A 20,647-nucleotide genomic window follows, 5' to 3' on the forward strand; every position below is an offset into this window, starting at 1 on the left:
GTTCACATACCAATCAGTAAAGAGAAGCGAGGAGGGTACAGATGGAGATAAAACATAAATGTTTACCTTATTCCATCAGCGACAACAAGGAAGATTTGGACAGGGAACAGATTTACCGCTGGCTCGCCACTACCTACTGGGCACAGAAGCGTCCCCGGGAGACGGTGTTCGCCAGCCTGCAGCAATCGCTCTGCTTCGGGCTATACGGGGAAAGCGGTCAGGCAGGCTTCGCGCGCGTCGTCACGGATTATGCGACCTTCTCCTGGGTGTGCGACGTTTTCATCGCCCCGGCGCATCGCGGCAAAGGGCTGGGGAAATGGCTCATGGAAACCGTCGTCAACCACCCGGCCATCTGCCGCACCAACATGACGCTCGTCACCCGTGATGCGCACGGCCTGTATGAGCAGTACGGATTCGTCCGCATGGAAATGATGCGGCGGATGGCGAATGAACAGACAAAATCCCCTGCGGGTTGATTTCCGCGGGGGATTCCCTTTCAGCTTTCTCTTTTTGCTTCAGCGTTTTCATCGATATGTTGCTGCCGTTAACAAAGATTCGAGCGTTTTTTGAATTTCAACACCCTCGTAGAATGTAATAATATCGTTGTCTCGACCTTGAATGGCATTGACTACGTGATCGATCAGTTCAAATAGATGGTCCGTTTGCTGCAAAGGAACCTCTGCCAGTTCCTCTCCTTCTTTTCCAAACAATAGGTTCCTCCAGTTGTTCAGTTTCACTCTGCCCAAGGTTCCATATATTGTTAGGGAGGCTTCTTCCTGAACAGCGGCTTGACTCAAACCGTTGAGGAGGACCTGAATATTACGATCTGCGAGAATCTGCAAACATGCGATTATTCCCGTTTCACAAGCTTCAGGATCATCCGGATATTCCACACACGAAACTACCTCGCCCAAAGGACCAAATAACCGGTTAACCAGTTGCAGGAAATGCGGAACGACCTCTCTAATAAACCCTCCTTGCTCACGGGTGGAAATCCAATGATTTTGTTGCCAAGATCGAGGCCACTGCGGAAAATGAGCTTTGATGTCGACTCTCCGGATATCCCCAAGCTTTCCCGTCTGTATCAGGTTTGTTAATTCTTTATGGGCTGGACGGTAATATGTCGGGAAATTATCGCATGAACTACTCCGGCGCCTACCGCTGTCTCCAGCATCTCCTCCGCTTCCTTCAAGGAATTCGCAAGCGGTTTTTCACAAAGCAGATGCTTTCCGCTCTTCAAAATATCAAGAGCAATCCCATGGTGATACTTTGGAGGAACAGCCAAATAAAGTAAATCCACTTGTTCTCGCTCGAGCAAGAGTCGGTAATCCGTATAGGCAGCGACCTTGTTTGCTGAATCGATATGGCTGCCCAATATGGCAGGGTTTTGATCGCACAATGCTACGACCTCTGTAGCGTGGTGTTCCCAAAATGCCCGCTTGATGATACTCCCTACACCGCCAAGTCCGATGATGCCAACCTTGATTTTATCCATTTCTCCTTGATCCTCCCACGACTTTTATATGGTAATAGTAAATTCATCCTTTTCATTAGACAAATTAATCGTTATGATTTTTATTATTAAAAATTATTATCTATGAGGGATACAGATGACGCTTCTCCAGATTCATGTTTTCATAGCGATTTCAAAGACTGGAAGTTTCACCAAGGCGGGAGAAATGCTTAATCTCACCCAATCAGCAATCAGTCAAACGCTCGCAGGGCTTGAGGCAGAAGTGGGATTGGTGCTCTTTCACCGCGGAAAAAACGGAGTTACCCTCACGGATGCCGGAGAGAGACTAATTCCTTATGCTCACCAAATCGTGAATAGCGAGGAACAATTTAAGCAGGTTGCGTCCTCCATCAACGGACTGCAAACAGGTCATCTTAGAATCGGATGCTTTCCGAGCTTTATGGCAAGTCATATGCCTGAGTTGATTAGCGGCTTTCGCAAGTGTTACCCGAAAATTTCCATCGAATTCAAAGAGGGTAATTATGAAGAAATCATCACCTGGCTTTTGGGCGGAGCCGTTGACGTCGCATTCAACGTGAAAACTGTCGATCCCCTTCAATTCATCCCCCTAATGAACGACCCTCTGCTCGTCGTTATGCCTAAAGATCATCGCTATGCGAATCAGACAGAATTAACCGTTGAGCAAATCAAAAGCGAGCCTTTCATTCGAGATACCGGTTGCGAGCATTTTCTGGAAAAACTTTTTCCGGATTCCGGCCAGCAGCCGAATTACCAGTTCGGCGTGAGAGATACTTTTGCACTATTAGCAATGGTTCAATCCGGATTAGGCATTACCGTTTTACCCAAAATGTCTGTTCCAGAGAATTTGCTTAGCGTCTGTACGAGCGAATTTTATCCGAAGGTCGTTCGGACAATTGGACTATGCTATAATAGCCGCCGTACAATCTCCCCCGGAGCATCAGCATTTGTTCGTTATGTAACCGACACCGTAAAACAATCATTGTTGTGAAAATGTCTACGCAGACTTTATTTTGAGCCGCTGTCTCCAAAAGCGTCAAAAAGAAACAGGGACCACCCCTCTCCCCTGGTCGAACCGCTGAAGGGGAAAGAAATGATCCTGGTCTCCATGCTTCGCCAGAGCGCTTCCAACCAGGAAATTGCGGAAGCGCCAGGCAATGCGTTCGAGGCCGCCAATGTCTGTTTTCACCGCATTTACGGCAAACTCGTGAGCAGCCAGCCGAGGTGCAAGAGCTGCAGATGGTGCAGGTGTTCCCCTTGCTGAAAGCTGGTCCGGCCCGTTGCCCCTCTGAAACCGTAGGTATTCGTTTACCGCGTAATCAGCCCTGCCATCGCAGCGAGGTCTACGTTCCCCCCGGAGATGATGGCGACGATCCGCTTGCCGCGCAGGGCGGTTTTTTCATACATGACCGCAGCAATCGTCGTCGCGCTGGACGGCTCGATCACCTGCTTCATCCGCTCCAGCACGAAGCAGAACGACTGGCGGATTTCTTCCTCCGTGACGAGGACGACATCATCCACGTACTTTTGCAGGACGGGAAACGTAAGCTCACCGGGCTGGCTGGTCCGCAGCCCATCCGCGATTGTCGACGTCGCACCGATGGAGACTGGCCGGTTTTGCTGCAGGGACTGATACGTGTCGCTCGCCAGCTGCGGCTCGACGCCGATAACCTGAACGGACGGCCTCGTCTCCTTGATCGCCGTCAACACTCCCGCGAGCAGCCCGCCGCCGCCGACAGGGACGAATACGGCATCGACTTCCTCGAGCTGCTCCAATATTTCCAGACCGACCGTTCCCTGCCCCGCCATGATGAGCAGATCGTCGTAGGGAGGGATGAACACGCCGTTCTGCTGTTTCGCCAGCTCGATGGCCCTTGGCAGCCGCTGCGTTGAAGTCAGGCCGCACGTCTCCACCTTGCCCCCGTATGCCTCGATCGCTTCCCGTTTGCACGCAGCCACATCTTCTGGCACTACGATCGTCGCCGGAATGCCGAGCTTGTGCGCGATATACGCGACGGCTTGCCCGTGGTTGCCGGAGGAAGCGGCCGTGACAGACTCCGCCCCTTCCTGCACGGCCTGCCTGACCTTGTTCGTCGCCCCGCGAATCTTGAAGGAGCCCGTCTTTTGCAAATGCTCACCCTTCAAAAACACCTCATTTCCGCATAGCGCCGAAAGCTGTCGCGAGGAGAGCAGCGGTGTCTGGCGGATCGTATCCGCGATTCGCTCCCGTGCCGCCGCGATATCCGCTATCCCGATCATGCCCATCCCCCCCTTTTACCCTTGGACGGCGATGATGAAATCGATTTCCACCGGCGTATTGCCAGGCAGCTCGGCTGCGCCGACCGCCGTCCGGGCATGGCGTCCCTGATCGCCGAAAATTTGCTCCAGCAGCTCGGATGCAGCATCGATGACCTGCGGCTGCTGCTGAAACCCGTCGGCAGACTGGACGTAACCCGTGACTTTCAGGATGCGCTCGACCCGATCCAGGCTGCCGATCTCAGCTTCCAGGCAGCTAAGTCCTTTGAGTACGCAGAATCTCGCCAGCTCTCTCGCCTGCTCGACCGTGACGTCTTTTCCCACCTTGCCGACGTAGGGCAGCTTGCCGTCCACACGCGGTACTTGCCCGCTGACGTAAGCAACGCCAGCATGGACGACGACCGGCACGTACTGATACAGCGCGGGCACCGGTTCAGGCAGCTCCAGCCCCAGTTGTTGCAATCGTTCTCGAATCATGACAGCCTCCTTGGGTTTTGTTTGCGTACCAGACACTTCCGAATAATCGGAATGTTCTTGCTTGTTTGCGGTACTCCTTCCATTATGGGTGGGAGTTCGCGGAAAAGCTATGGGGATTTTGTCGGAGGGGGCGGAAAAAGGAGAAAACGCCTTCCCGCTGGAAACGAATCCCAGACTCATTCGTACAGATAATAAACACGCAAAGGAGTTGGTTTTCATGCAGTACGTCGCGGGAGATACTCCGGTTACTTGTCCATGCTGCAAGCACGACCAGTTCGACAAGGACTATCGGCAGTTAAACTCACGGGGGGCGACTTTCTTTGGGCTGGACTGGGCGAACAAGGAAGCGGCGATTTTGATTTGCCAGAACTGCTCCTACATCATGTGGTTCATGAAAAGTCCGAAGAGCCAATAACAGAAATTGGATCAAATCCTTGGCGCGCCTTCGCCCGGTCGGACGGTGTCGTATAGATGACATCTGCAGTGTGCATGGAGGAAATGGGCGGGGATTGGCAGCGGTTCGCTATGGGATAGCGGCGGGAGATGAGCGGAATGAGGCGGAGAGGATTGACTTTGCTCCTCTCCGCCTCCTGTCATGTCCAGACAGATAGGATCTCCCCTTTTTTTCGGAACGGGGAGTCCCTCTTTCTTCTATTTCGGCTGCAGCCGGATGGCGCCGTCCAGGCGGATCGTTTCGCCGTTGAGCATGGCGTTCTCGATGATGCTTCGGGCGAGCATGGCAAACTCGGAAGGATGGCCGAGGCGCGGAGGGAACGGGATGGTAGCGCCGAGCGCTTCCTTGGCCGAGCGGGGCAGCTTGTCGAACAGCGGTGTATCGAACAGCCCCGGCGCGATCGTCATGACGCGGATTCCGTAGGGGGCCAGATCGCGCGCGATCGGCAGGGTCATGCCGACGATGCCGCCCTTGGAGGCGCTGTAGGCTGCCTGCCCGACTTGCCCGTCAAAAGCAGCGATGGACGCGGTGTTGATGATGACTCCCCGCTCCCCTTGCTTGTTCGGCTGGTTGCCGGCCATCTGCTCGACGGCCAGGCGGATGACGTTGAAGGTGCCGATCAGGTTGACTTCGATCACCTTGGAAAACGACTCCAGCGGATGCGGTCCGCTGCGGGACAGCGTCTTCTGCGCCGCTTTGATACCTGCACAGTTGACCGCGACATGGATGGTGCCGAAGCGGCTTGTCGCCTGCTCGATCGCTTCCCGGACGCTTCCTTCGCTCGTCACATCTGTCTGGACGAATATCGCGTTGTCCGCTCCCAGTTCCTCCGCCAGTGCGAGCCCCTTCTCACGGGCAAGATCCAGAATGGCGACTTTTCCCTTGTGGGCCACCAAATGCCTCGCTGCTGCTGCTCCCAGACCGGAGGCCCCGCCTGTAACGATGGCTACCGCATTTTGAATCTCCACGCCATTCTCTCCCTTCTGGTTATCCGCATTTGACAAAAAGAGACGCAAGCTAGCTGCCAGCCGTCTGTTTCCGGCCCCTGCCGGCTTGACCGCCTGCCCCCCTGTCCGGACCCGGCTGCGGACAAGGTACAGACACTTTTGTCCCGCAGCAGGACACCTGAACGGGAAGCCAGCAGCATGCTCTCCTTGAACTTTTACCCGCTATCACTAGCTTATTAACCTGGGCGCTGACTTATCTCCGGAAAAGATGCAATCCCGCCCTCCGACGGGGCTGCGTCGTTTGCGTAGATGGGTCAACTGTTGCTTGGCAAAGGACGAGGACGCCGCTGGTGCCTTTCATACACCCTGCCGCATCATCAGCACAAATTCATCCAGCTTGTCGGTCGACGTGATGTTGCGATTGCAGGCGTGGCTGTCCTGGCAAATGTAGTTGCCCCGCTTCACATACGTCCCGTCGCCCGCGCTTTTGATCTCCGCGATGAACATCCCGATCTCCTCGAACCGGTTGCACAGCGCGCACATCCCTTTTTGATTCATCGAGGTAAATGTCCCGGCAAAGCCAACTAAATTTCCTTGGAAATCAACGACGATGTACTTCTTTTGCGTCCCGTCGTCGTGCCAGCTGACATAGGAAGCCTCGTGGAGATTCAAATCTCCGGCGGCTGGCGGCTTTAGCTTTTTCGCCTTGGGAAACAGCTTTTTCAGCATTTGTCCGGTGATCGCCGGAAACGGAATGACGTACGGCTCCAGCTCGGCAAGATACTGCTTCGCATCCATCTGCTCGCGGACGTCCGCAATGGCATGCAGTAATCGCCGCTGTTCCTCGCTCATTTCCGGAAACAGGCGGGATACATTTTCGATGGCGATCTCTTTGCGCGCGCGTTGGACATTCGGATCGCTGCTGCTCGAAAGTCCGTTCAGCAGTACCTTGGTTTGCGCTTTTATATAGTGAAAGTGGTAGCTTTTCATAAAGGGTTGCATCTTGTTCACTCCCGCGCATCGTTAGTCGTAATTCTCTCTTTTTCAGACTATACGATTGGCGTGACAGCAGAAATGGAGAAGATGATTCGGAACCGAAGTCGGCATACTCGCCTCGCGTCGAAGCATGGTCAGGAGCCGTATTTGGCTGCCAGCTCGGACAGTTTTTGTTTGATGCAATCCACCAGTTCAACGGGCTGCTCCACGGTCGCTTCCTGTCCCAAGCCGATGAAAAACGAGGCGTAAAACGGGACGTCCTGCCTGGTGATGCTGCCTGCGAGCCAGCCGCTGCCATCTGCGCGCACATGCAGCTCGGGGATTGGCCACGGCGCTGACTCGCATGCCTGCACGCCCACTCTCGTCAGCTCGGCACGCAGCGTGAGCCCCTCTTCCTCGCCCTTGCTGCTCCACTCCCGATTTTCGAGGTGAATGCCGCGCAGATCGAGCGGCTGCTTCTTTGTATGCTCGGCCGAATGTATCCGGTCGCAGCGAAACACGCGAATGCCTTCGCTTTGCCAGCAGTAGGCCGGGCAGTACCAGAGGCCGTTTCGCGTGTAGATGCCGATAGGCTGAATCTCGCGCAGGGAGCGTTTGTCCCGCGATTCGTAGTCGATGAGCAGCACGCTCTGCCGGATCGCGGCGTCGAGCAGGATGGACAGATGCGGGGAACTGATCTGCCTCGCGGGAGGGGCGAAGTCGACGCGGTTCTTCATTTGGTCGATGCGGTCGCGGACGTCGCCGGGCATGTAGTGGTAAAACTTTTGCAGCGCGGATTGCGACTTTGCCTCAAAGGGAAGGGAGGCGTAATGGCGCAGCGCGTGGACGGCGAAAAAAATGGCGACAGCTTCGTCCTCCGTAAACGCGATGGGAGGCAATATTCTCTCCTTGAGCACCTGGTAGCCGCCGTGCGGACCCACTTCCGAATAGAGCGGGACGCCCAGTTCGCTCAGCTCCTGCAAATCCCGCAAGATCGTCCGCGTCGAGACGCCGAATTCCTGGGCCAGCTCCTTCACGGTAAACTTGCGCTTGCGGTTGACGGTCATCATCAATTCCATCAGTCGTTTGGATTTGGGCATCTTTTTTCTCCCGATTGTTTAATCATGACAAGTTCTGTCACTATTGTCTGTTACCGTATAAGAGAAAGCAACCAGCTGCGATGAAAAGGAGGAATTGGCATGACTTATCCACAGGACACTGCGGCAGCGACACGGCACTATTTTTCATCGGGGGATCTGACCCTCTCGTACCTCGACTTCGGAGGGGACGGAGAGCGCGTGCTTCTCCTGCTGCACGGACACATGAATGACGCGCGCGTATTCACGAAATTCGCGGGCAAGATCAAAGGCCTGGGCTGGCGCGTCCTCGCACTGGACCAGCGGGGGCACGGCTGGAGCGGTCACTCCCCAGAGAAGGATTACTCGCGGGCGAGCTATGTCAACGATGTGTTGGCATTTATCCGCGACGTACTCGGCGGACAGCCCGTCACGCTCCTGGGACATTCGCTCGGCGGCCTGAACGCCTACCAGTTTGCCGCCCGCTATCCGCAATACGTCAACGCGGTCATCGTGGAGGACATCGGCGCGGAAATTCAGGCGGACCTCTCCTTCGTCACACAGCTCCCGGAACGCTCCCCTTCGCTTCAGGCGCTGCGCGAATCGCTCGTGCGCGTCGGCGTGCGGGCCGTCGACTACTTTTCCGAGAGCGTGTTTGAAGACGAACGAGGCTGGGGCTTCCGCTCCGACCTGCAAGGCATGCTCGTCTCCCAGCAAAACTGCAACGGGTCCTGGTGGGAGGACTGGCTGGCTTCGACGTGCCCGATCTTGTTGATTCACGGAAAGAAAAGCTTCGTCATGACGGAAAGCCACGCCGGGCAAATGGTCGCGCGCCGCCCGAACACGCAGCTGGCCGTATTCGCGGACTGCGGTCACGATGTCCATACGGATGATCTGGAAGGATATACGCAGGCTGTGACGGGTTTTCTGCAGGAGATGGGAAAATGACGGGAAAGAGCCCGTCCACGGTCAGCTCATCGTCATCTATCAGTCAGTCGGTACAAGGGACTCTGCCACCCGTGATCGCTGCCTGCGGATGTCATCATTGCCAAAAAGCACTGGCTGCCATTGGGGCGTCCAGTGCTTCTATTGCTGTTTGCTCATCTTTTGTACACGATTTTTTTGATCGTCTCCACGGCAAGGCAGTGCTCCATCGCCAGCTGCTCGATCTTCCTGCCGCGGGCAAATGCCGCTTTAATGGCGCGGTTGCGTTCGTCGATCAGCTTTCTGCTGCCCGAGCGCGTTCCCCATTTCTGGTAGGTTGACTGTGGCTTCGGGATGTAGATGGTCTCGCCTTGCACGTACTTTTGGATTTCTTCGATCAGCTTTTCCGGTAGGATCGCGGTTGCATTCACGTATTTCACTTTTGCCAGCCCCTTATTTATTAAATGACCAAATAAGGTGCAAAGCCAAAGGAACGGGACATGCAATACGCTCATGGGCGATATGTGGTTACAACGTCCGCCCCATGCAAAGTATCGCCTCTCCGTTTCCAGGCTTTGCATGAGTGGCTGCAGTATTCGGCAAACAAACTTGATTTGCCATCCTTTCACCTCCCCGGCAGATAACAGGCAATTGCCTCATCGTTAGTATAAAACAACCGGGCGTTCTTTGCATCTAGTCCGTCGTCAACTCAGGCGATCAGGGCCCCCGACGGACGTCTTCGGCCCCGAGTAAATAATGACAGGCATAAGCCGCTGGTTTTACAGAAATTTTTCGATGTATGCTTGAATGATTGGCAAATCAGGCGAGCTAATGTTAGATGGCAATTGGGAAGGCTCAAAAAAAGATAGTTTTTGAACTTCACTTTCATCCACTTTTAATTCTCCCGAATAGTCATTACATATGTATGCGGTCACTACATTGTAAACTTCATCGCCGTGCGGATATTTATAGTAAAACTTTTCTCCTGAAAAGACATTGAATAGCTCAAATTTATTTGCCACTAACCCGGTTTCCTCAAATAATTCCCGCCTGGCTGCTTGTTCCAGTGTTTCCCCCATCTCCAAAGAACCGCCAGCGAGTCCCCAGCAATGATTATCCTTTCTAAGTTGTAACAGGATCTGATTCTTTTTATTTAGAAGGATGACACAGGCGCCAACCATAATTAAAGGGCGGCTCCCTACTACTTTTCTTAAATCCGAGATGTATCCCATTGTATCTCTTTTCCCCTTATTCTCAGGATAAAAAGGCAAAAACTGGATCATGGTCATTTAATCACAGGAAGTCCCTTCATTCAACAAGAATGATTTTCTAACGTTGAAATGCAGGGCGTAATATCTCGTAAACGAAAAGACCGGGACTTCTTGCAGGATAAGAGGTCCCGGTCTCATATTTTATTTTCAGAGAACAGCCCGCTTTGCCCCAGCATAGCAAAAGGCGCCAGCCCAACCGGGAGAGTGCCTTTCATCTCTCCTGCCCTACGCCTTGCGGAACGTATTCGTCAGCTGCCCCAGGTTTTCGATCTCCACCGTGACCACGTCGCCGTCTTTCAGCCATACTTGCTGCTCGACCGGAAGACCAGTGATGACGCCCTCGGGCGTACCCGTCAGGATCACGTCACCGGGCTGCAAGGTCATGTGACGGGAGATGTAGCTGATGATCTCGGGGCACGAGAAGATCATGTCCGAGGTGTTGGAATTTTGGCGAACCTCGCCGTTGACCCAGGTGCGAATCTGCAGTTGGTCCGGATTCCCGGCTTCATCGGCGCTGACGAGGTACGGTCCGAGCGGGCAGAACTTGTCGCATGTTTTGCCCAGCAGCCATTGCGAGCTGGCGAATTGCAGGTCGCGGGCCGACACGTCGTTGGCGGTGCTGTAGCCGTATACGTACGACAGCGCGTCCTGTTCCGTGACGTCCTTTGCCAGTTTGCCGATGACAATTGCCAGTTCGGCCTCGTAGTCGACTTTCGCCGATGCTGCCGGGAGCGGCACGTCTTCCTGATGGCCTGCCAGCGCATTCGCGAACTTGCTGAACAGGATCGGCGCCGTCGGGTACGCCATGTTGCACTCGTCGGCGTGCTTTTTGTAGTTCAGTCCCACGCAGATGATCTTGGATGGAGCCGGGACGCTCGGCGCGAAGGTCAAATCGGCCTCCGCATGAAACAGATCATCTTCCTGATAAACGGCGTCGGCAAGTCTTGCGAGCTGCTGCTTGCCCTCGTCACCCTGCGCGATCAACGCTGCGACAGAGGCTGGCACTTCGCTCCACTCGGGATGCCGGGCCGCGGCCGCCTGTACGTCGAGAATGCCTTTGGCCGTTTTGACGCCCAGGGCAATCTCGCCTTGCTTGTAAAATGCGACTGTAATCATGTCAGTGCCTCCCGTTCCATGCCTTTTTTATGCTTTTCCTATGCCTTGATGAACACCGTTTTGATGGAGGTAAAGAACTCGATGGCCGCCTGTCCTTGCTCGCGCGAATGGGAGCTGGACTGCTTCATGCCGCCGAACGGCGCCTGCAGCTCTACTCCCGCAGATTCGGCATTGACACGCACAAGTCCTGCCTCGATGTCGCCGATGAACGAAAGGATGTTGCCGATGTTTTGGGTGAAAATCGACGCGCTCAAGCCGTACCGGACATCGTTGGCGAGCTCGATCGCCTGCTCCAGCGTGTCGACCTTGATCAGGGCGAGGACGGGGCCGAAGATTTCCTCCTGAGCGATGGTCATGTCGCTCGTCACGTTTTCAAAGACGGTCGGCTCTACGAAGAAGCCTTGCTCCAGCCCGTTTTCCGTCAGTCTGCGGCCGCCGTGGATGAGGGTCGCGCCCTCTGCCTTGCCTTTTTCGATGTAGGACAGCACGGTTTTCAGCTGGCTCTCGCTGGCGCAAGGGCCCATCCAGATCCCGTCCTGCATCCCGTCACCGATGGTCAGCTGGACGATTTTTGCCAGCAGCTTCTCCTTGAAGGCATCGTATACTCCGCTCTGAATGAAGACGCGGCTGGTTGCGGTGCACTTTTGCCCAGTGGAGCGCAGTCCCCCGCTGATGGTCGCTTCTACCGCCAGGTCGAGGTCGGCGTCATCAGCGACGATCACCGGATTTTTGCCCCCCATCTCCAGCTGGTATTTCGCCCCGCGAGCCAATGCTCCCTGGCCCACGCGCTTTCCGACCGTGTCCGAGCCGGTAAAGGTAATGCCGTTGATGTCCGGGTGGTCGATGATGCCTTGCCCGATGACGGAGCCAGGTCCGGTCACCATGTTGATGACCCCTGGCGGCAGACCGGCCTCGTCGAAGCACTCGATGATTTTCGCTGCTGTCACGGCCGTCTCCTGTGCCGGCTTGAAGACGACGACGTTGCCGTACACGAGCGCTGGCGCGATTTTCCAGATCGGGATAGCGACGGGGAAGTTCCACGGCGTGATTACCCCGACGACGCCTAGAGGCGCGCGGGTCGTAAACATCAGCCCTTCGCTGTCTGTCGACGGAATCACGTCTCCGACCTTGCGCATCCCCTCGCCTGCGTAGTAGCGGAGAATGGCGATGCCGCGGGCGGTTTCCCCGCGCGCTTCCGGAAGCGTCTTGCCCATCTCCCGGGTCATCGTCTCTGCGATCTCATCCAGCCGCTTCTCCAGGGCGTTCGCCACTTTGTACAGATACTCGCCGCGAACTGGTGCAGCCAGCTTGCGCCACGCGCGCTGCCCCTTTTTCGCCGCGGCGACCGCCTGCTCCAGGTCTTCCGCTCCCGACTTTTGCACGTAGCCTACGATCTGGCGCTTGTCGGCCGGGTTTAGGCTTGGCTCGGTCACGCTGCCCTGGGAGGGAACCCACGCCCCGTTCACGTAGTTCAAATACGTTTTCACGTCTGTTTTTACCGTCATCTGTCTTCTCTCCTTTTCTCTCCTGATTCTGGTTAGAAAGTCGGGCCGATCCGCCAAATGCCGAAGTCGTGCTGCTTCAAAATTTCCGCCTTGGTCAGCTTGCCGGATGCCACCTGTGCCACCTCGTCGAACAGCCGCCTGCCGACAGAGGAGATGGACTCTGTGCCGTCGATGATCGTGCCTGCATTGACGTCGATGTTGTCGCCCATCTTTTCAAAAATGGCGGTGTTGGTAGCGATTTTGATGACCGGAGCGATGGGAGAGCCTGTCGGCGTGCCCCTTCCCGTCGTGAACAGGACGATCTGCGCCCCGCCCGCCACCATCCCGGTCAGCTGCTCGATGTCGTGGCCCGGCGTATCCATCCAGACCAGCCCTTTTTTGCTCGGTGCCTGCGCGTAGTCGATCAGCTCCTGCAAGGGCCGGCTGCCTGCCTTGTTGGCTGCCCCGAGCGACTTTTCCTCCAGGGAGCTGAGCCCGCCCCGGATGTTCCCCGGACTCGGATTGCCTGTGCGGATGTCGACACCCATCAGGATCGCGCGGTTTTCCATCGCCTGGATGACTTCGTACACCCGTTTGGCCACCTTGTCGTCGACTGCCCGCTCCGCCAGCAGATGCTCCGCTCCGATCAACTCGGTCGTCTCTGCCAAAATGGACGTGCCGCCGTGGTCGACAATCAGATCACTGACGACGCCGACTGCCGGGTTGGCCGACAAGCCCGAGCAGGCATCTGAGCCGCCGCACTCGGTCCCGATGATCAGCTCGCTGAAATCACACAGTTCGCGCCGCTGCATGGACGCGTCCTGCACCATTTGGGCAGCAATCCTCGCCCCTTGTGCGATCGCAAACAAGGTGCCGCCGTGATCCTGGATGGAGACGACCTCTACCGGCTTGCCAGTCTTGGCGATTTCTCCCGCCACGCTCCGCGCCTGATGCGTCTCGCAGCCGAGCCCGAGAACGACGACGCCGTAGACGTTCGGATTGGCCCCCATCCCGGCGTACGTGCGAAAGGTTTGCTCGTAGTCCACCCCGACTTGTGCGCAGCCGTGCTGATGGATGAAGGACACGGTCCCTTGCACCAGCTCGGTGATGCGCTGTGCCGCCTGCGTGGCACAGGTAATCGTCGGCAGGATCAGGACGTGGTTGCGCACGCCGACCCGCCCGTCCGCACGGCGGTATCCCCAGAACTTCCCGCTATTTGCCTGCTGCAATGCGATCTCCCCTTCCCCGCTTGCCTTCGAGGTTGTGAATGTGGACGTGCTCGCCCGCCGCGATCTGGCGCGTCGCGACGCCGATCACTTCCCCGTACTTGAGAATGTCCTCTCCCTGTCCGATCGGGACGACTGCGAATTTGTGCCCGAACTCGATCGGATCGCGCAGCGTGACCGCGAAGGTGCGATCCTCGCATGTGACGGTGACGGCCGCCCCCGCCGGGATGGCTTCGAGGGCAACCGCCACTTTGTCGTGAGGCTTCATCATGACCGTCTTGTACGTTTCTGCCACAGCTTTTCCCTCCACTTCTATCTTTTCACCGGATTGGACAGTACCCCGATCCCGCCGATCTCGATCTCGATGCGATCGCCGTCTGCGAGCGTGAAATCATCCGGCGGAACGATGCAGGTCCCGGTCAAGAGCACGGTGCCGTCAAAGATGGTGTTGTCTCGCAGCAAATAAGACACCAGCTCGTCAAATTTGCGCTTCAGCTGTCCCGTGCTGGCCGAGCCCTCTACCACTTTCTCGCCGTCGCGGAAGATGCGGCATTTGATCTCAAAGGCGTACGGGTCTTCCACGGTTTCCGCGAGGCGAATCGCCGGGCCGATCGAGCAAGAGCCGCGCCACATTTTTGCCTGCGGCAGGTAGAGCGGATTTTCACCTTCGATGTCGCGGCAGCTCATATCGTTGCCGACCGTATAGCCGACGATCTTGCCGCTGCGGGAGAGCACCAGCCCCAGCTCCGGTTCCGGAATCTGCCAGTTGGAGTCGCTGCGCAAATACAGCTCGCGATCAGGGCCGACTGTACGCGCAGCCGTCGATTTGAAAAAAATTTCCGGACGCTCCGCCTCGTACACCTTGTCGTAAAAGGTCGTCGTGTCCAGCTTGCCCCCGGTCGCCTCGTAGTTGCGCGCATCCCGGCTGCGCTCGTAGGTCACGCCGCACGCCCATACCTCCGCCGCCTCCAGCGGCACCAGCAGCTGCAGCTGTTCCACTTTTTCAGGGAGCGGCTGCTTCTGCGAAAGAAGGCTCGCTGCGTAATCGGCCGTCGTCTGCCCGCGCTCTTCCGCTTCCCGGACCAGCTCCAGAAAATCGGCCTGCGGCAAAGGATATACGAGAGAATCGTCCGTGACAGCGGCCAGGACAGGTGTTGTGCCATTTTGCAAAAAGCGAATGATTCGCATAGGTACTCCTCCAAATGTTTTATATTGTAGAACCTCGTTCTATATGATGATCGCAGATAAGGCACAGGAGCACGGCCGACTCATTACCCTCTCGTGCTGATTCCGTAGCCCATCTGCTCGGACATTTCAACGGCGGCTGCTTTTAGCAATTGCAGAAATTGCTCCAGTTCCCGATCGTCGACGCGGGACACCAAGGTGGAGATGCTGACGGCTGCGATGACCTGCCCCTGATGGTTGCGGATCGGCACAGCAATGCAGCGCACCCCGGGTTCGTTCTCCTGATTGTCGACGGCGTAGCCTTGCTCGCGGACCTTTTGCAGTTCCAGACGCAGATCGTGCTCGTTCGTAATCGTCTGGGGGGTCTGCTGAACAAAATGGTAGCCTTTCAAAATGCTTTGCAGCTCCTTTTCACTTTTCCAGGCGATCAACACCTTGCCGACTCCGCTGGAATGGACGGGAATTCTGCGGCCGATTCGGGAGTACAGTATCGTAGCCTGTGGCCCTTCCACCTTGTCGATGTAGACGCCCTCTTTGTCATCGAGGATGACGAGATGCGTCGTCTGTCCGGTCTTCATGGACAGATCCACCAGATACCGTTTGGCTACCTTGCGTATATCCAAACCATGGATGACAAAGTTTCCTCGTTCAAATAGCTTCATTCCCAGCCGATATTTGCCGTTTTCCGGATTCTGGTCGATGTACCCGTGCACCTGCAGCGTCTTCAACAGGGAATGAACCGTACTCTTATGCAACTGCATCCGCTCGCTGATATCCGTGATCTTCAATTCCATGTCGTGCTCGTCAAAAAGATCGAGAATTTTCAGCGCGCGCTCCACAGCTTGAATGATTGGCATTGTATCCATCCTTTTACGTCGTAATTACTGAATGTTTTGGTGTTATCTTACCATAGAATCACGACCTTTGAATTATCTTTTACTCCCGCTCTCCACGCGCTCCAGCCGTGCTTTTTTGACCAGCTCTACATAGGCTCTCGCCGCATTTTCCAAGGCTGCAAAATCCCCAGCAGCAATCGCTCCCCCATCCACCAGCTTGCCGCCCACCCCTACTGCGGCAGCCCCCGCGGCGATGAACGCCTGCACATTCCGCTCGTCAATGCCTCCGGTAGGGATGATCGGGATGTGCGGAAACGGTGCTTTTACCGCCTTCAGATAAGCGGGGCTGAAGCTGGCAGCGGGGAACAGCTTCACCAGATCGGCGCCCCACTCGATGGCGGTGATCATCTCCGTCGGCGTCAGAACGCCGGGGACGCTGATTTTACCGTGATGGGAAGCGATCCGGATCACATCCTGATGCAGACTCGGGCTGAACAGGAACTCGGCACCGCTGCGGATGGCCATGACGGCTGACTCGGCATCGGTCACCGTGCCCGCCCCGACGATGGCGCGGCCATCCAGCTTGCGGCTGAGCCGTTCAATCGAGCCAAACGCATCTTCCGAATCGACCGTGATTTCCAGCGCCGTGATCCCGCCGCGCACGAGGCTTTCCGCCACGCGCTCGATCTTTTCGGCAGGGATGCGCCGAACCACTGCGATCACGCCGCCCTCTACCAATTTCTCCAACTGCTCTGATTTGGAAAGCATCTTCCTACCTCCTTTGACCCGCTCGTTCGTCCGCGCGGGTCAACGATGGACTTCCTCGGAATCGCTGCTGATCTGCGACCAGAACGGATAGCCCTCGACATCTCCCGCCACCGTCAAGGCATAGGCCCCGATGCGGTTGCCCAGGCGCACCGCCTCGCGATACGTCCAGCCCCGCAAAAGTCCTGACAGAAAGCCGGCGGCAAACCCGTCCCCTGCGCCGATCGGGTCGACGATCTCCGTTACGGGAAAGCCCGGTACGTGCTCCGCTTCTCCCGCCGCCGTGGCATAGAAGGCTCCCCGCTCTCCCAGCTTGAGGACGACGGATTTGGCTCCACTTTCCAGCAGCCGGTCACAAATCCGCTTCTCCCTCTCTTCCCCCGTGAGCAGGACGCCTTCCTCCCGTCCCGGGAGAACGATGTCGCATCGGCTGGCAATATCCATCAGCACCGATCTCGCCTCTGCTTTTTTCCACAGCTTCAGCCGGACATTGGGGTCGAACACGACGGAGACCTGGTGCCGTCTCGCCTTGTCGATCGCCTGGTAGAGCGTCTCTCTGCAGCTGGCGCTCAAGGCCGGGGTGATGCCGGTGATGTGCAAAAACTTCGCCTGCGCGATCAGCTGCTCGCTGATGTCTTCCGGCTGCATGCGGCTTGCGGCGGAGCCTTTGCGATAGTAGTACACTTTTGGCTCCTTGCCATGCTGCCGTTCCTTGAAAAACACCGCCGTCGGGTGCTCCGGATCGAAGACGACATGGGAGGTGTCCACTCCTTCGCCACGGATGAAATTGCGGACAAACAGCCCGAATTCGTCATCTCCGAGCCTGCTGACCCAGCTCACCTGATGCCCGAGGCGGGCGAGAGCGATCGCTAGGTTCGATTCGGCACCGCCGATCGTCTTGGCAAACTGGCCCGCGAACCGGAGCGGGCCGACCGTTGCCGGATAGAACAGCACCATCGTCTCTCCAAAGGTTACGACGTCCATACGCGCTCCTCTTTTACCGGTGCCGCCGGGACTGCCAGACCGGTCGCGCCTTTTTGCGAAGCCACTAGATCAGGGGCGTAGTGCTGGATCATATCCAGTCCAATGCGGGCGCGGCGAACGCGCTCGCGGCACAGATTAATCGCCGTCTGCTCCAGATGCGTACCGGACGGGTAGATGTTCGGTGAATTGCGCAGCCCGAATTTGATGTAAACGGGAGCCGCTACCCGGATGATTTCCGGAATCTCGTAATGGCGGATGAATCCGCCGATGTCGTCCGGCGCTTCCACATAGATGTCGATGGGAAGATCGACGGCCTGGCGGATCGCAGCCAACCGCGCCAACGTGAGGTCTGTCGGGACATTGTACGTACCCGCCCCGATGCTCTCGATCAGGCGGATGGATACGGGATTCGCCTGCGCCATCTGCACGGACACCTTCACGACCAGATCAGCGGGCAGCTCCCCGGTTTTCTTGAACTCGTTGACCAGCCACAGCAGTCCTTCGTCCGCCACGAGAATGCTGCGAATACCATGGCGGCAAGCCCGCTTCACATCCTCGATGGCGTAGACGAGCTGATCCATCCCTTGCGAGCGCAGTCCTGTAATCTTGCCTGCACTCGCCCAGGACATCGGGGTAATGTCCCACGTCCCGCGCGGACCGACGAACAGACTCACTTCCAACTGCTCGCGCTGCCCGATGGATGCCATCTGCTGCAGCTCCTCATCTGTCAGCAGCATGATCCCGCTCCCTTGGGAAATGCGGTGGATCGTCACGCCGTACTTCTCGCACGCCTCCACTACGGCCTCGAAGGAAGCCGGGCCTTCCACGCTGGGAATCTCGACGCGGTAGTGCGCACCGTCCGGAAACCGCTTCGCCGAGGTCGGCAGATCGTGGCAGTCGCTCGCCGGAAAGCCCAATTTTTGTATCGTCTCTCGCGTTTCCTTCACAGCTGATTCCCCCTACTCTGTGCAGTCTTTTCCAAATAGATGACATCTGTCTGGTAATCAAGCACCGCTTCCTCCCAGACGATGAGCGGCACGACACCGTTCGCCGCATCCGTGTGCCCGGCCATGCGGTTACTCGCTGCCACCCGCCGCTGTCTGGCGCGGATGGTGGAAAGCCGCTGTTCTGCCAGCTGCTCGCGCTCGGCCCGGACGGATTCAAACGAAAAGACGATCTGTCCGCTGCGGAATTTTGCTTGGTCCAGAAACTGAATCTGCCGCTCGCGCAGGTCGAGGTAGAGAGAATCGCCTGTCTGCAGGTAGAGGATGCCGCCGCCCTCGGCCGCTTCCGGCGTCATGTGGCCGATGGCTGCACCGTACGTCACACCAGAGTAACGGCCGTCGCTGATCAGCGTAACCAGCCGCTTCAGCTTGCGGTTGGCGTTGATGTGCTGCATCGGCGTGAACATCTCCGGCATCCCGAAGGCAACGGGGCCTTGCCCGGAGATGACGACGGATATTTTCAACGCCCCTTGCTCCACCATGCGATCGAACAGCGCGTCGTAGTCGAGGGTATGCCAGTCCTCGTAGTGCTCGGGCGCGTTTTGCCGCAGGACCGCGAGCAGGCTGTCATGGGCGAAGCTTCTGCTCTCCTTCACCTTTTCCAGAAGCTGCGAGTCCAGCAGGCTGCGGTTGGCGTCGTCCTCGTTTTCGTAGTAGAGGACAAACGCGGCTTTCTTGTCGAACTCGTCCAGCTGGCTCGACGTCATCCCGCTGATTTTCACGACGGCGCTCTCGAAGAAGTTGCCTGTCAGCACATCCACTCCGCTAAAGGGACGGCGGGGCGACGACAGGATGACCGGATTGTCTTTGACCAGCGAAGCCGGCAGCCGCTCCTGGTTCGCCAGCCGCTCCCTCCAGGTCGTCCCGGTGACGGTCGGCGCATCCACATCCATCGGTACCCCGTTTTTGAGCAGCTCGTAGAACAACGTCTCCATCCCCCGGCTGCTGCCGCTGCAGCATTGGGTCGCGAGGGCGAAAATGTCGCGGCCCTGCGTCAGGCTGTAGTCGAACAGGTCGGGAACAGGATGCGCGTGATGAATCCGATCCAGCTCCCACAGACTGAAGCGGTAGCCGCCGTACAGCATAGCCGCGACCATGTGCATCATCAGGTTGGTCGAGCCGCCGGACGCGCTGTGGATGCGGATCGCATTGCGGATGTTCGCTGCCATCACATTGGCTGCGCCAAAGGCGGGCTCGTTGATCATCGCTGCCATGCTGTCGACAGCCTGGTTCACCTGCTCTTGAGTGGGAGGTGACGTCAGCAGCTCGACGGCAGGATGAACCAGACCGAGTCCTGCGACGAGATGGCGGGAGCTGTTGCCCGTTCCGTTGAACGCGCACACCCCGCCCTTCCCGTCACAGGTGGCAACGGCGAGCCGTTGTTCGTACTCCTTGTGCGCCGCCTTGGTGATGATCCCACGGTCCACTGCACGCTCCAGCACGCCTTGAAAGGCTGTATTGGAGGAGCATTGCAAAATGTACGCCATCGCATCGCGCAAGTCGTCGGCGATATCCGGCGCGCCCTGTTCTTCCGCCGACCTCGCCACCTGCTCCAGCTCGGCCATCAGCTGCGGCGGAATCGTCCCGCCCTTGAGCACGTGCGCCGGGGCAAAGGTGGCAAAGAACGGAGCCTCGCCCCTGTACTGGCGGATGCGGTCGAGATGGGCCAGCGCGCTGACGACGCCGAGCGGCTGCTTGTCGCACCCCTGGATGACGAAGGCGCCGTGGTAGCTGTGCGACTCCAGCTGGCTCGCGACCATCTGTGCGACGGCATTGCGGCTCTGCAGGGAGTAGCTCATGCCCTGATTGCTCTGCGCCGTGCCGTCGCACATGACCGGAGTGGAAAAGTAGAACGGGACGCCGCCGTTTTGCCAGATGCGGATGGCAGCCCGGCTGGAGGTCTGAAAGTCCATGATGTGCGCCGGATGGTCTGGCGAGCCGCCGATGATGGCGATGCGCGGCGCATTTTCCTCCAGCCTCGTGTAGATTTCATCCAGCGTCCAGTCTGGCGCGTCACCTTCGTAGGTCGGGCCGAGCATTTGCTTCGCCCGGTCGAGCAAGCCCGCTACGCAGATCGGCTCGTTCGCCTTGCCCTGGACGTTGTCGCGGTACGGATTGATAGAATTGTGGATCGGCGGAAATCGTCTGGACATGAATATGCCTTCCTCCTCGTCA

General features: G+C 57.3%; 23 protein-coding genes. 4 read left to right on the plus strand and 19 right to left on the minus strand.

Annotation, left to right across the window (positions count from 1 at the left end; all coding sequences use genetic code 11):
* The first annotated feature begins 41 nt into the window (after window positions 1-41).
* Window positions 42-476, plus strand: a complete 435-nt coding sequence (locus ACFSO0_RS01535) for a GNAT family N-acetyltransferase (protein ID WP_376875303.1) — start codon at window positions 42-44, stop codon at window positions 474-476.
* Window positions 477-524: 48 nt separating this feature from the next.
* On the opposite strand, the gene ACFSO0_RS01540 is transcribed toward ACFSO0_RS01535, so the two are convergent.
* Together ACFSO0_RS01540 and ACFSO0_RS01545 are read right to left on the minus strand one after the other, a co-directional pair.
* On the minus strand, window positions 525-1,088 hold the full coding sequence (locus tag ACFSO0_RS01540; RefSeq protein WP_376875477.1) for a Gfo/Idh/MocA family oxidoreductase: 564 nt from the start codon (window positions 1,086-1,088) through the stop codon (window positions 525-527).
* Window positions 1,089-1,093: 5 nt separating this feature from the next.
* Window positions 1,094-1,495, minus strand: a complete 402-nt coding sequence (locus tag ACFSO0_RS01545) for a Gfo/Idh/MocA family protein (protein ID WP_376875306.1) — start codon at window positions 1,493-1,495, stop codon at window positions 1,094-1,096.
* A gap of 115 nt (window positions 1,496-1,610) precedes the next feature.
* Between ACFSO0_RS01545 and ACFSO0_RS01550 the strand changes: the two genes are divergently transcribed.
* Window positions 1,611-2,483, plus strand: coding sequence for a LysR family transcriptional regulator (locus ACFSO0_RS01550; protein ID WP_376875309.1), 873 nt, complete (start codon window positions 1,611-1,613; stop codon window positions 2,481-2,483).
* 317 nt (window positions 2,484-2,800) lie between these two features.
* Here ACFSO0_RS01550 and ACFSO0_RS01555 read toward each other — a convergent pair whose 3' ends face one another.
* Together ACFSO0_RS01555 and ACFSO0_RS01560 are read right to left on the minus strand one after the other, a co-directional pair.
* Complete coding sequence (locus tag ACFSO0_RS01555) at window positions 2,801-3,751, minus strand: threonine ammonia-lyase (RefSeq protein WP_376875312.1); 951 nt, start codon at window positions 3,749-3,751, stop codon at window positions 2,801-2,803.
* A gap of 15 nt (window positions 3,752-3,766) precedes the next feature.
* On the minus strand, window positions 3,767-4,225 hold the full coding sequence (locus tag ACFSO0_RS01560; protein ID WP_376875315.1) for a RidA family protein: 459 nt from the start codon (window positions 4,223-4,225) through the stop codon (window positions 3,767-3,769).
* Between the two features lie 217 nt (window positions 4,226-4,442).
* Between ACFSO0_RS01560 and ACFSO0_RS01565 the strand changes: the two genes are divergently transcribed.
* Complete coding sequence (locus tag ACFSO0_RS01565) at window positions 4,443-4,640, plus strand: hypothetical protein (protein ID WP_376875318.1); 198 nt, start codon at window positions 4,443-4,445, stop codon at window positions 4,638-4,640.
* Between the two features lie 236 nt (window positions 4,641-4,876).
* On the opposite strand, the gene ACFSO0_RS01570 is transcribed toward ACFSO0_RS01565, so the two are convergent.
* The 3 genes from ACFSO0_RS01570 to ACFSO0_RS01580 form a co-directional block, all read right to left on the minus strand.
* Window positions 4,877-5,647, minus strand: coding sequence for a 3-hydroxyacyl-CoA dehydrogenase (locus tag ACFSO0_RS01570; RefSeq protein ID WP_376875321.1), 771 nt, complete (start codon window positions 5,645-5,647; stop codon window positions 4,877-4,879).
* 336 nt (window positions 5,648-5,983) lie between these two features.
* Window positions 5,984-6,628, minus strand: coding sequence for a FusB/FusC family EF-G-binding protein (locus ACFSO0_RS01575; RefSeq protein ID WP_376875324.1), 645 nt, complete (start codon window positions 6,626-6,628; stop codon window positions 5,984-5,986).
* A gap of 128 nt (window positions 6,629-6,756) precedes the next feature.
* On the minus strand, window positions 6,757-7,701 hold the full coding sequence (locus tag ACFSO0_RS01580) for a helix-turn-helix transcriptional regulator (RefSeq protein WP_376875327.1): 945 nt from the start codon (window positions 7,699-7,701) through the stop codon (window positions 6,757-6,759).
* A 99-nt stretch (window positions 7,702-7,800) separates the two neighbouring features.
* Between ACFSO0_RS01580 and ACFSO0_RS01585 the strand changes: the two genes are divergently transcribed.
* Window positions 7,801-8,625 carry an alpha/beta fold hydrolase gene (locus ACFSO0_RS01585; protein WP_376875330.1) on the plus strand — a complete coding sequence of 275 codons (825 nt, stop codon included), beginning with the start codon at window positions 7,801-7,803 and terminating at the stop codon, window positions 8,623-8,625.
* 152 nt (window positions 8,626-8,777) lie between these two features.
* Here the strand turns inward: ACFSO0_RS01585 and ACFSO0_RS01590 are convergent, their stop codons facing one another.
* From ACFSO0_RS01590 to ACFSO0_RS01645, 12 genes are all read right to left on the minus strand, one after another.
* Complete coding sequence (locus ACFSO0_RS01590; protein WP_376875333.1) at window positions 8,778-9,041, minus strand: CD3324 family protein; 264 nt, start codon at window positions 9,039-9,041, stop codon at window positions 8,778-8,780.
* Window positions 9,042-9,380: 339 nt separating this feature from the next.
* Window positions 9,381-9,833: an NUDIX hydrolase gene (locus tag ACFSO0_RS01595; RefSeq protein WP_376875480.1), complete on the minus strand. Its 453-nt coding sequence runs from the start codon at window positions 9,831-9,833 to the stop codon at window positions 9,381-9,383.
* Window positions 9,834-10,097: 264 nt separating this feature from the next.
* Complete coding sequence (locus ACFSO0_RS01600) at window positions 10,098-10,988, minus strand: fumarylacetoacetate hydrolase family protein (protein ID WP_376875336.1); 891 nt, start codon at window positions 10,986-10,988, stop codon at window positions 10,098-10,100.
* Window positions 10,989-11,026: 38 nt separating this feature from the next.
* A complete protein-coding gene (gene gucD / locus ACFSO0_RS01605; RefSeq protein WP_376875339.1) occupies window positions 11,027-12,493 on the minus strand; it encodes an alpha-ketoglutaric semialdehyde dehydrogenase GucD in 1,467 nt (488 codons plus the stop codon).
* 32 nt (window positions 12,494-12,525) lie between these two features.
* On the minus strand, window positions 12,526-13,701 hold the full coding sequence (locus ACFSO0_RS01610; RefSeq protein ID WP_376875342.1) for a UxaA family hydrolase: 1,176 nt from the start codon (window positions 13,699-13,701) through the stop codon (window positions 12,526-12,528).
* Window positions 13,685-13,969: a UxaA family hydrolase gene (locus ACFSO0_RS01615; RefSeq protein ID WP_376875483.1), complete on the minus strand. Its 285-nt coding sequence runs from the start codon at window positions 13,967-13,969 to the stop codon at window positions 13,685-13,687. The genes ACFSO0_RS01610 and ACFSO0_RS01615 overlap by 17 nt, the downstream gene beginning before the upstream one ends.
* A 41-nt stretch (window positions 13,970-14,010) precedes the next feature.
* A complete protein-coding gene (locus tag ACFSO0_RS01620) occupies window positions 14,011-14,886 on the minus strand; it encodes a fumarylacetoacetate hydrolase family protein (protein ID WP_376875345.1) in 876 nt (291 codons plus the stop codon).
* Between the two features lie 83 nt (window positions 14,887-14,969).
* The gene (locus ACFSO0_RS01625; RefSeq protein WP_376875348.1) at window positions 14,970-15,740 is read right to left on the minus strand and encodes an IclR family transcriptional regulator; all 771 of its coding nucleotides are present in this window, start codon (window positions 15,738-15,740) and stop codon (window positions 14,970-14,972) included.
* Between the two features lie 72 nt (window positions 15,741-15,812).
* Window positions 15,813-16,487, minus strand: a complete 675-nt coding sequence (locus ACFSO0_RS01630; RefSeq protein WP_376875351.1) for a bifunctional 4-hydroxy-2-oxoglutarate aldolase/2-dehydro-3-deoxy-phosphogluconate aldolase — start codon at window positions 16,485-16,487, stop codon at window positions 15,813-15,815.
* 39 nt (window positions 16,488-16,526) lie between these two features.
* Window positions 16,527-17,468, minus strand: a complete 942-nt coding sequence (locus ACFSO0_RS01635) for a sugar kinase (protein ID WP_376875354.1) — start codon at window positions 17,466-17,468, stop codon at window positions 16,527-16,529.
* Entirely contained in the window at window positions 17,456-18,415 is a 960-nt protein-coding gene (locus ACFSO0_RS01640; protein ID WP_376875357.1) for a U32 family peptidase, read from the minus strand. The genes ACFSO0_RS01635 and ACFSO0_RS01640 overlap by 13 nt, the downstream gene beginning before the upstream one ends.
* On the minus strand, window positions 18,412-20,625 hold the full coding sequence (locus tag ACFSO0_RS01645) for a dihydroxy-acid dehydratase domain-containing protein (protein WP_376875360.1): 2,214 nt from the start codon (window positions 20,623-20,625) through the stop codon (window positions 18,412-18,414). The genes ACFSO0_RS01640 and ACFSO0_RS01645 overlap by 4 nt, the downstream gene beginning before the upstream one ends.
* Window positions 20,626-20,647: the final 22 nt, after the last annotated feature.

Origin of the sequence: Brevibacillus sp. GCM10020057, assembly GCF_042683565.1 — a bacterium.
GTDB lineage: Bacteria > Bacillota > Bacilli > Brevibacillales > Brevibacillaceae > Brevibacillus.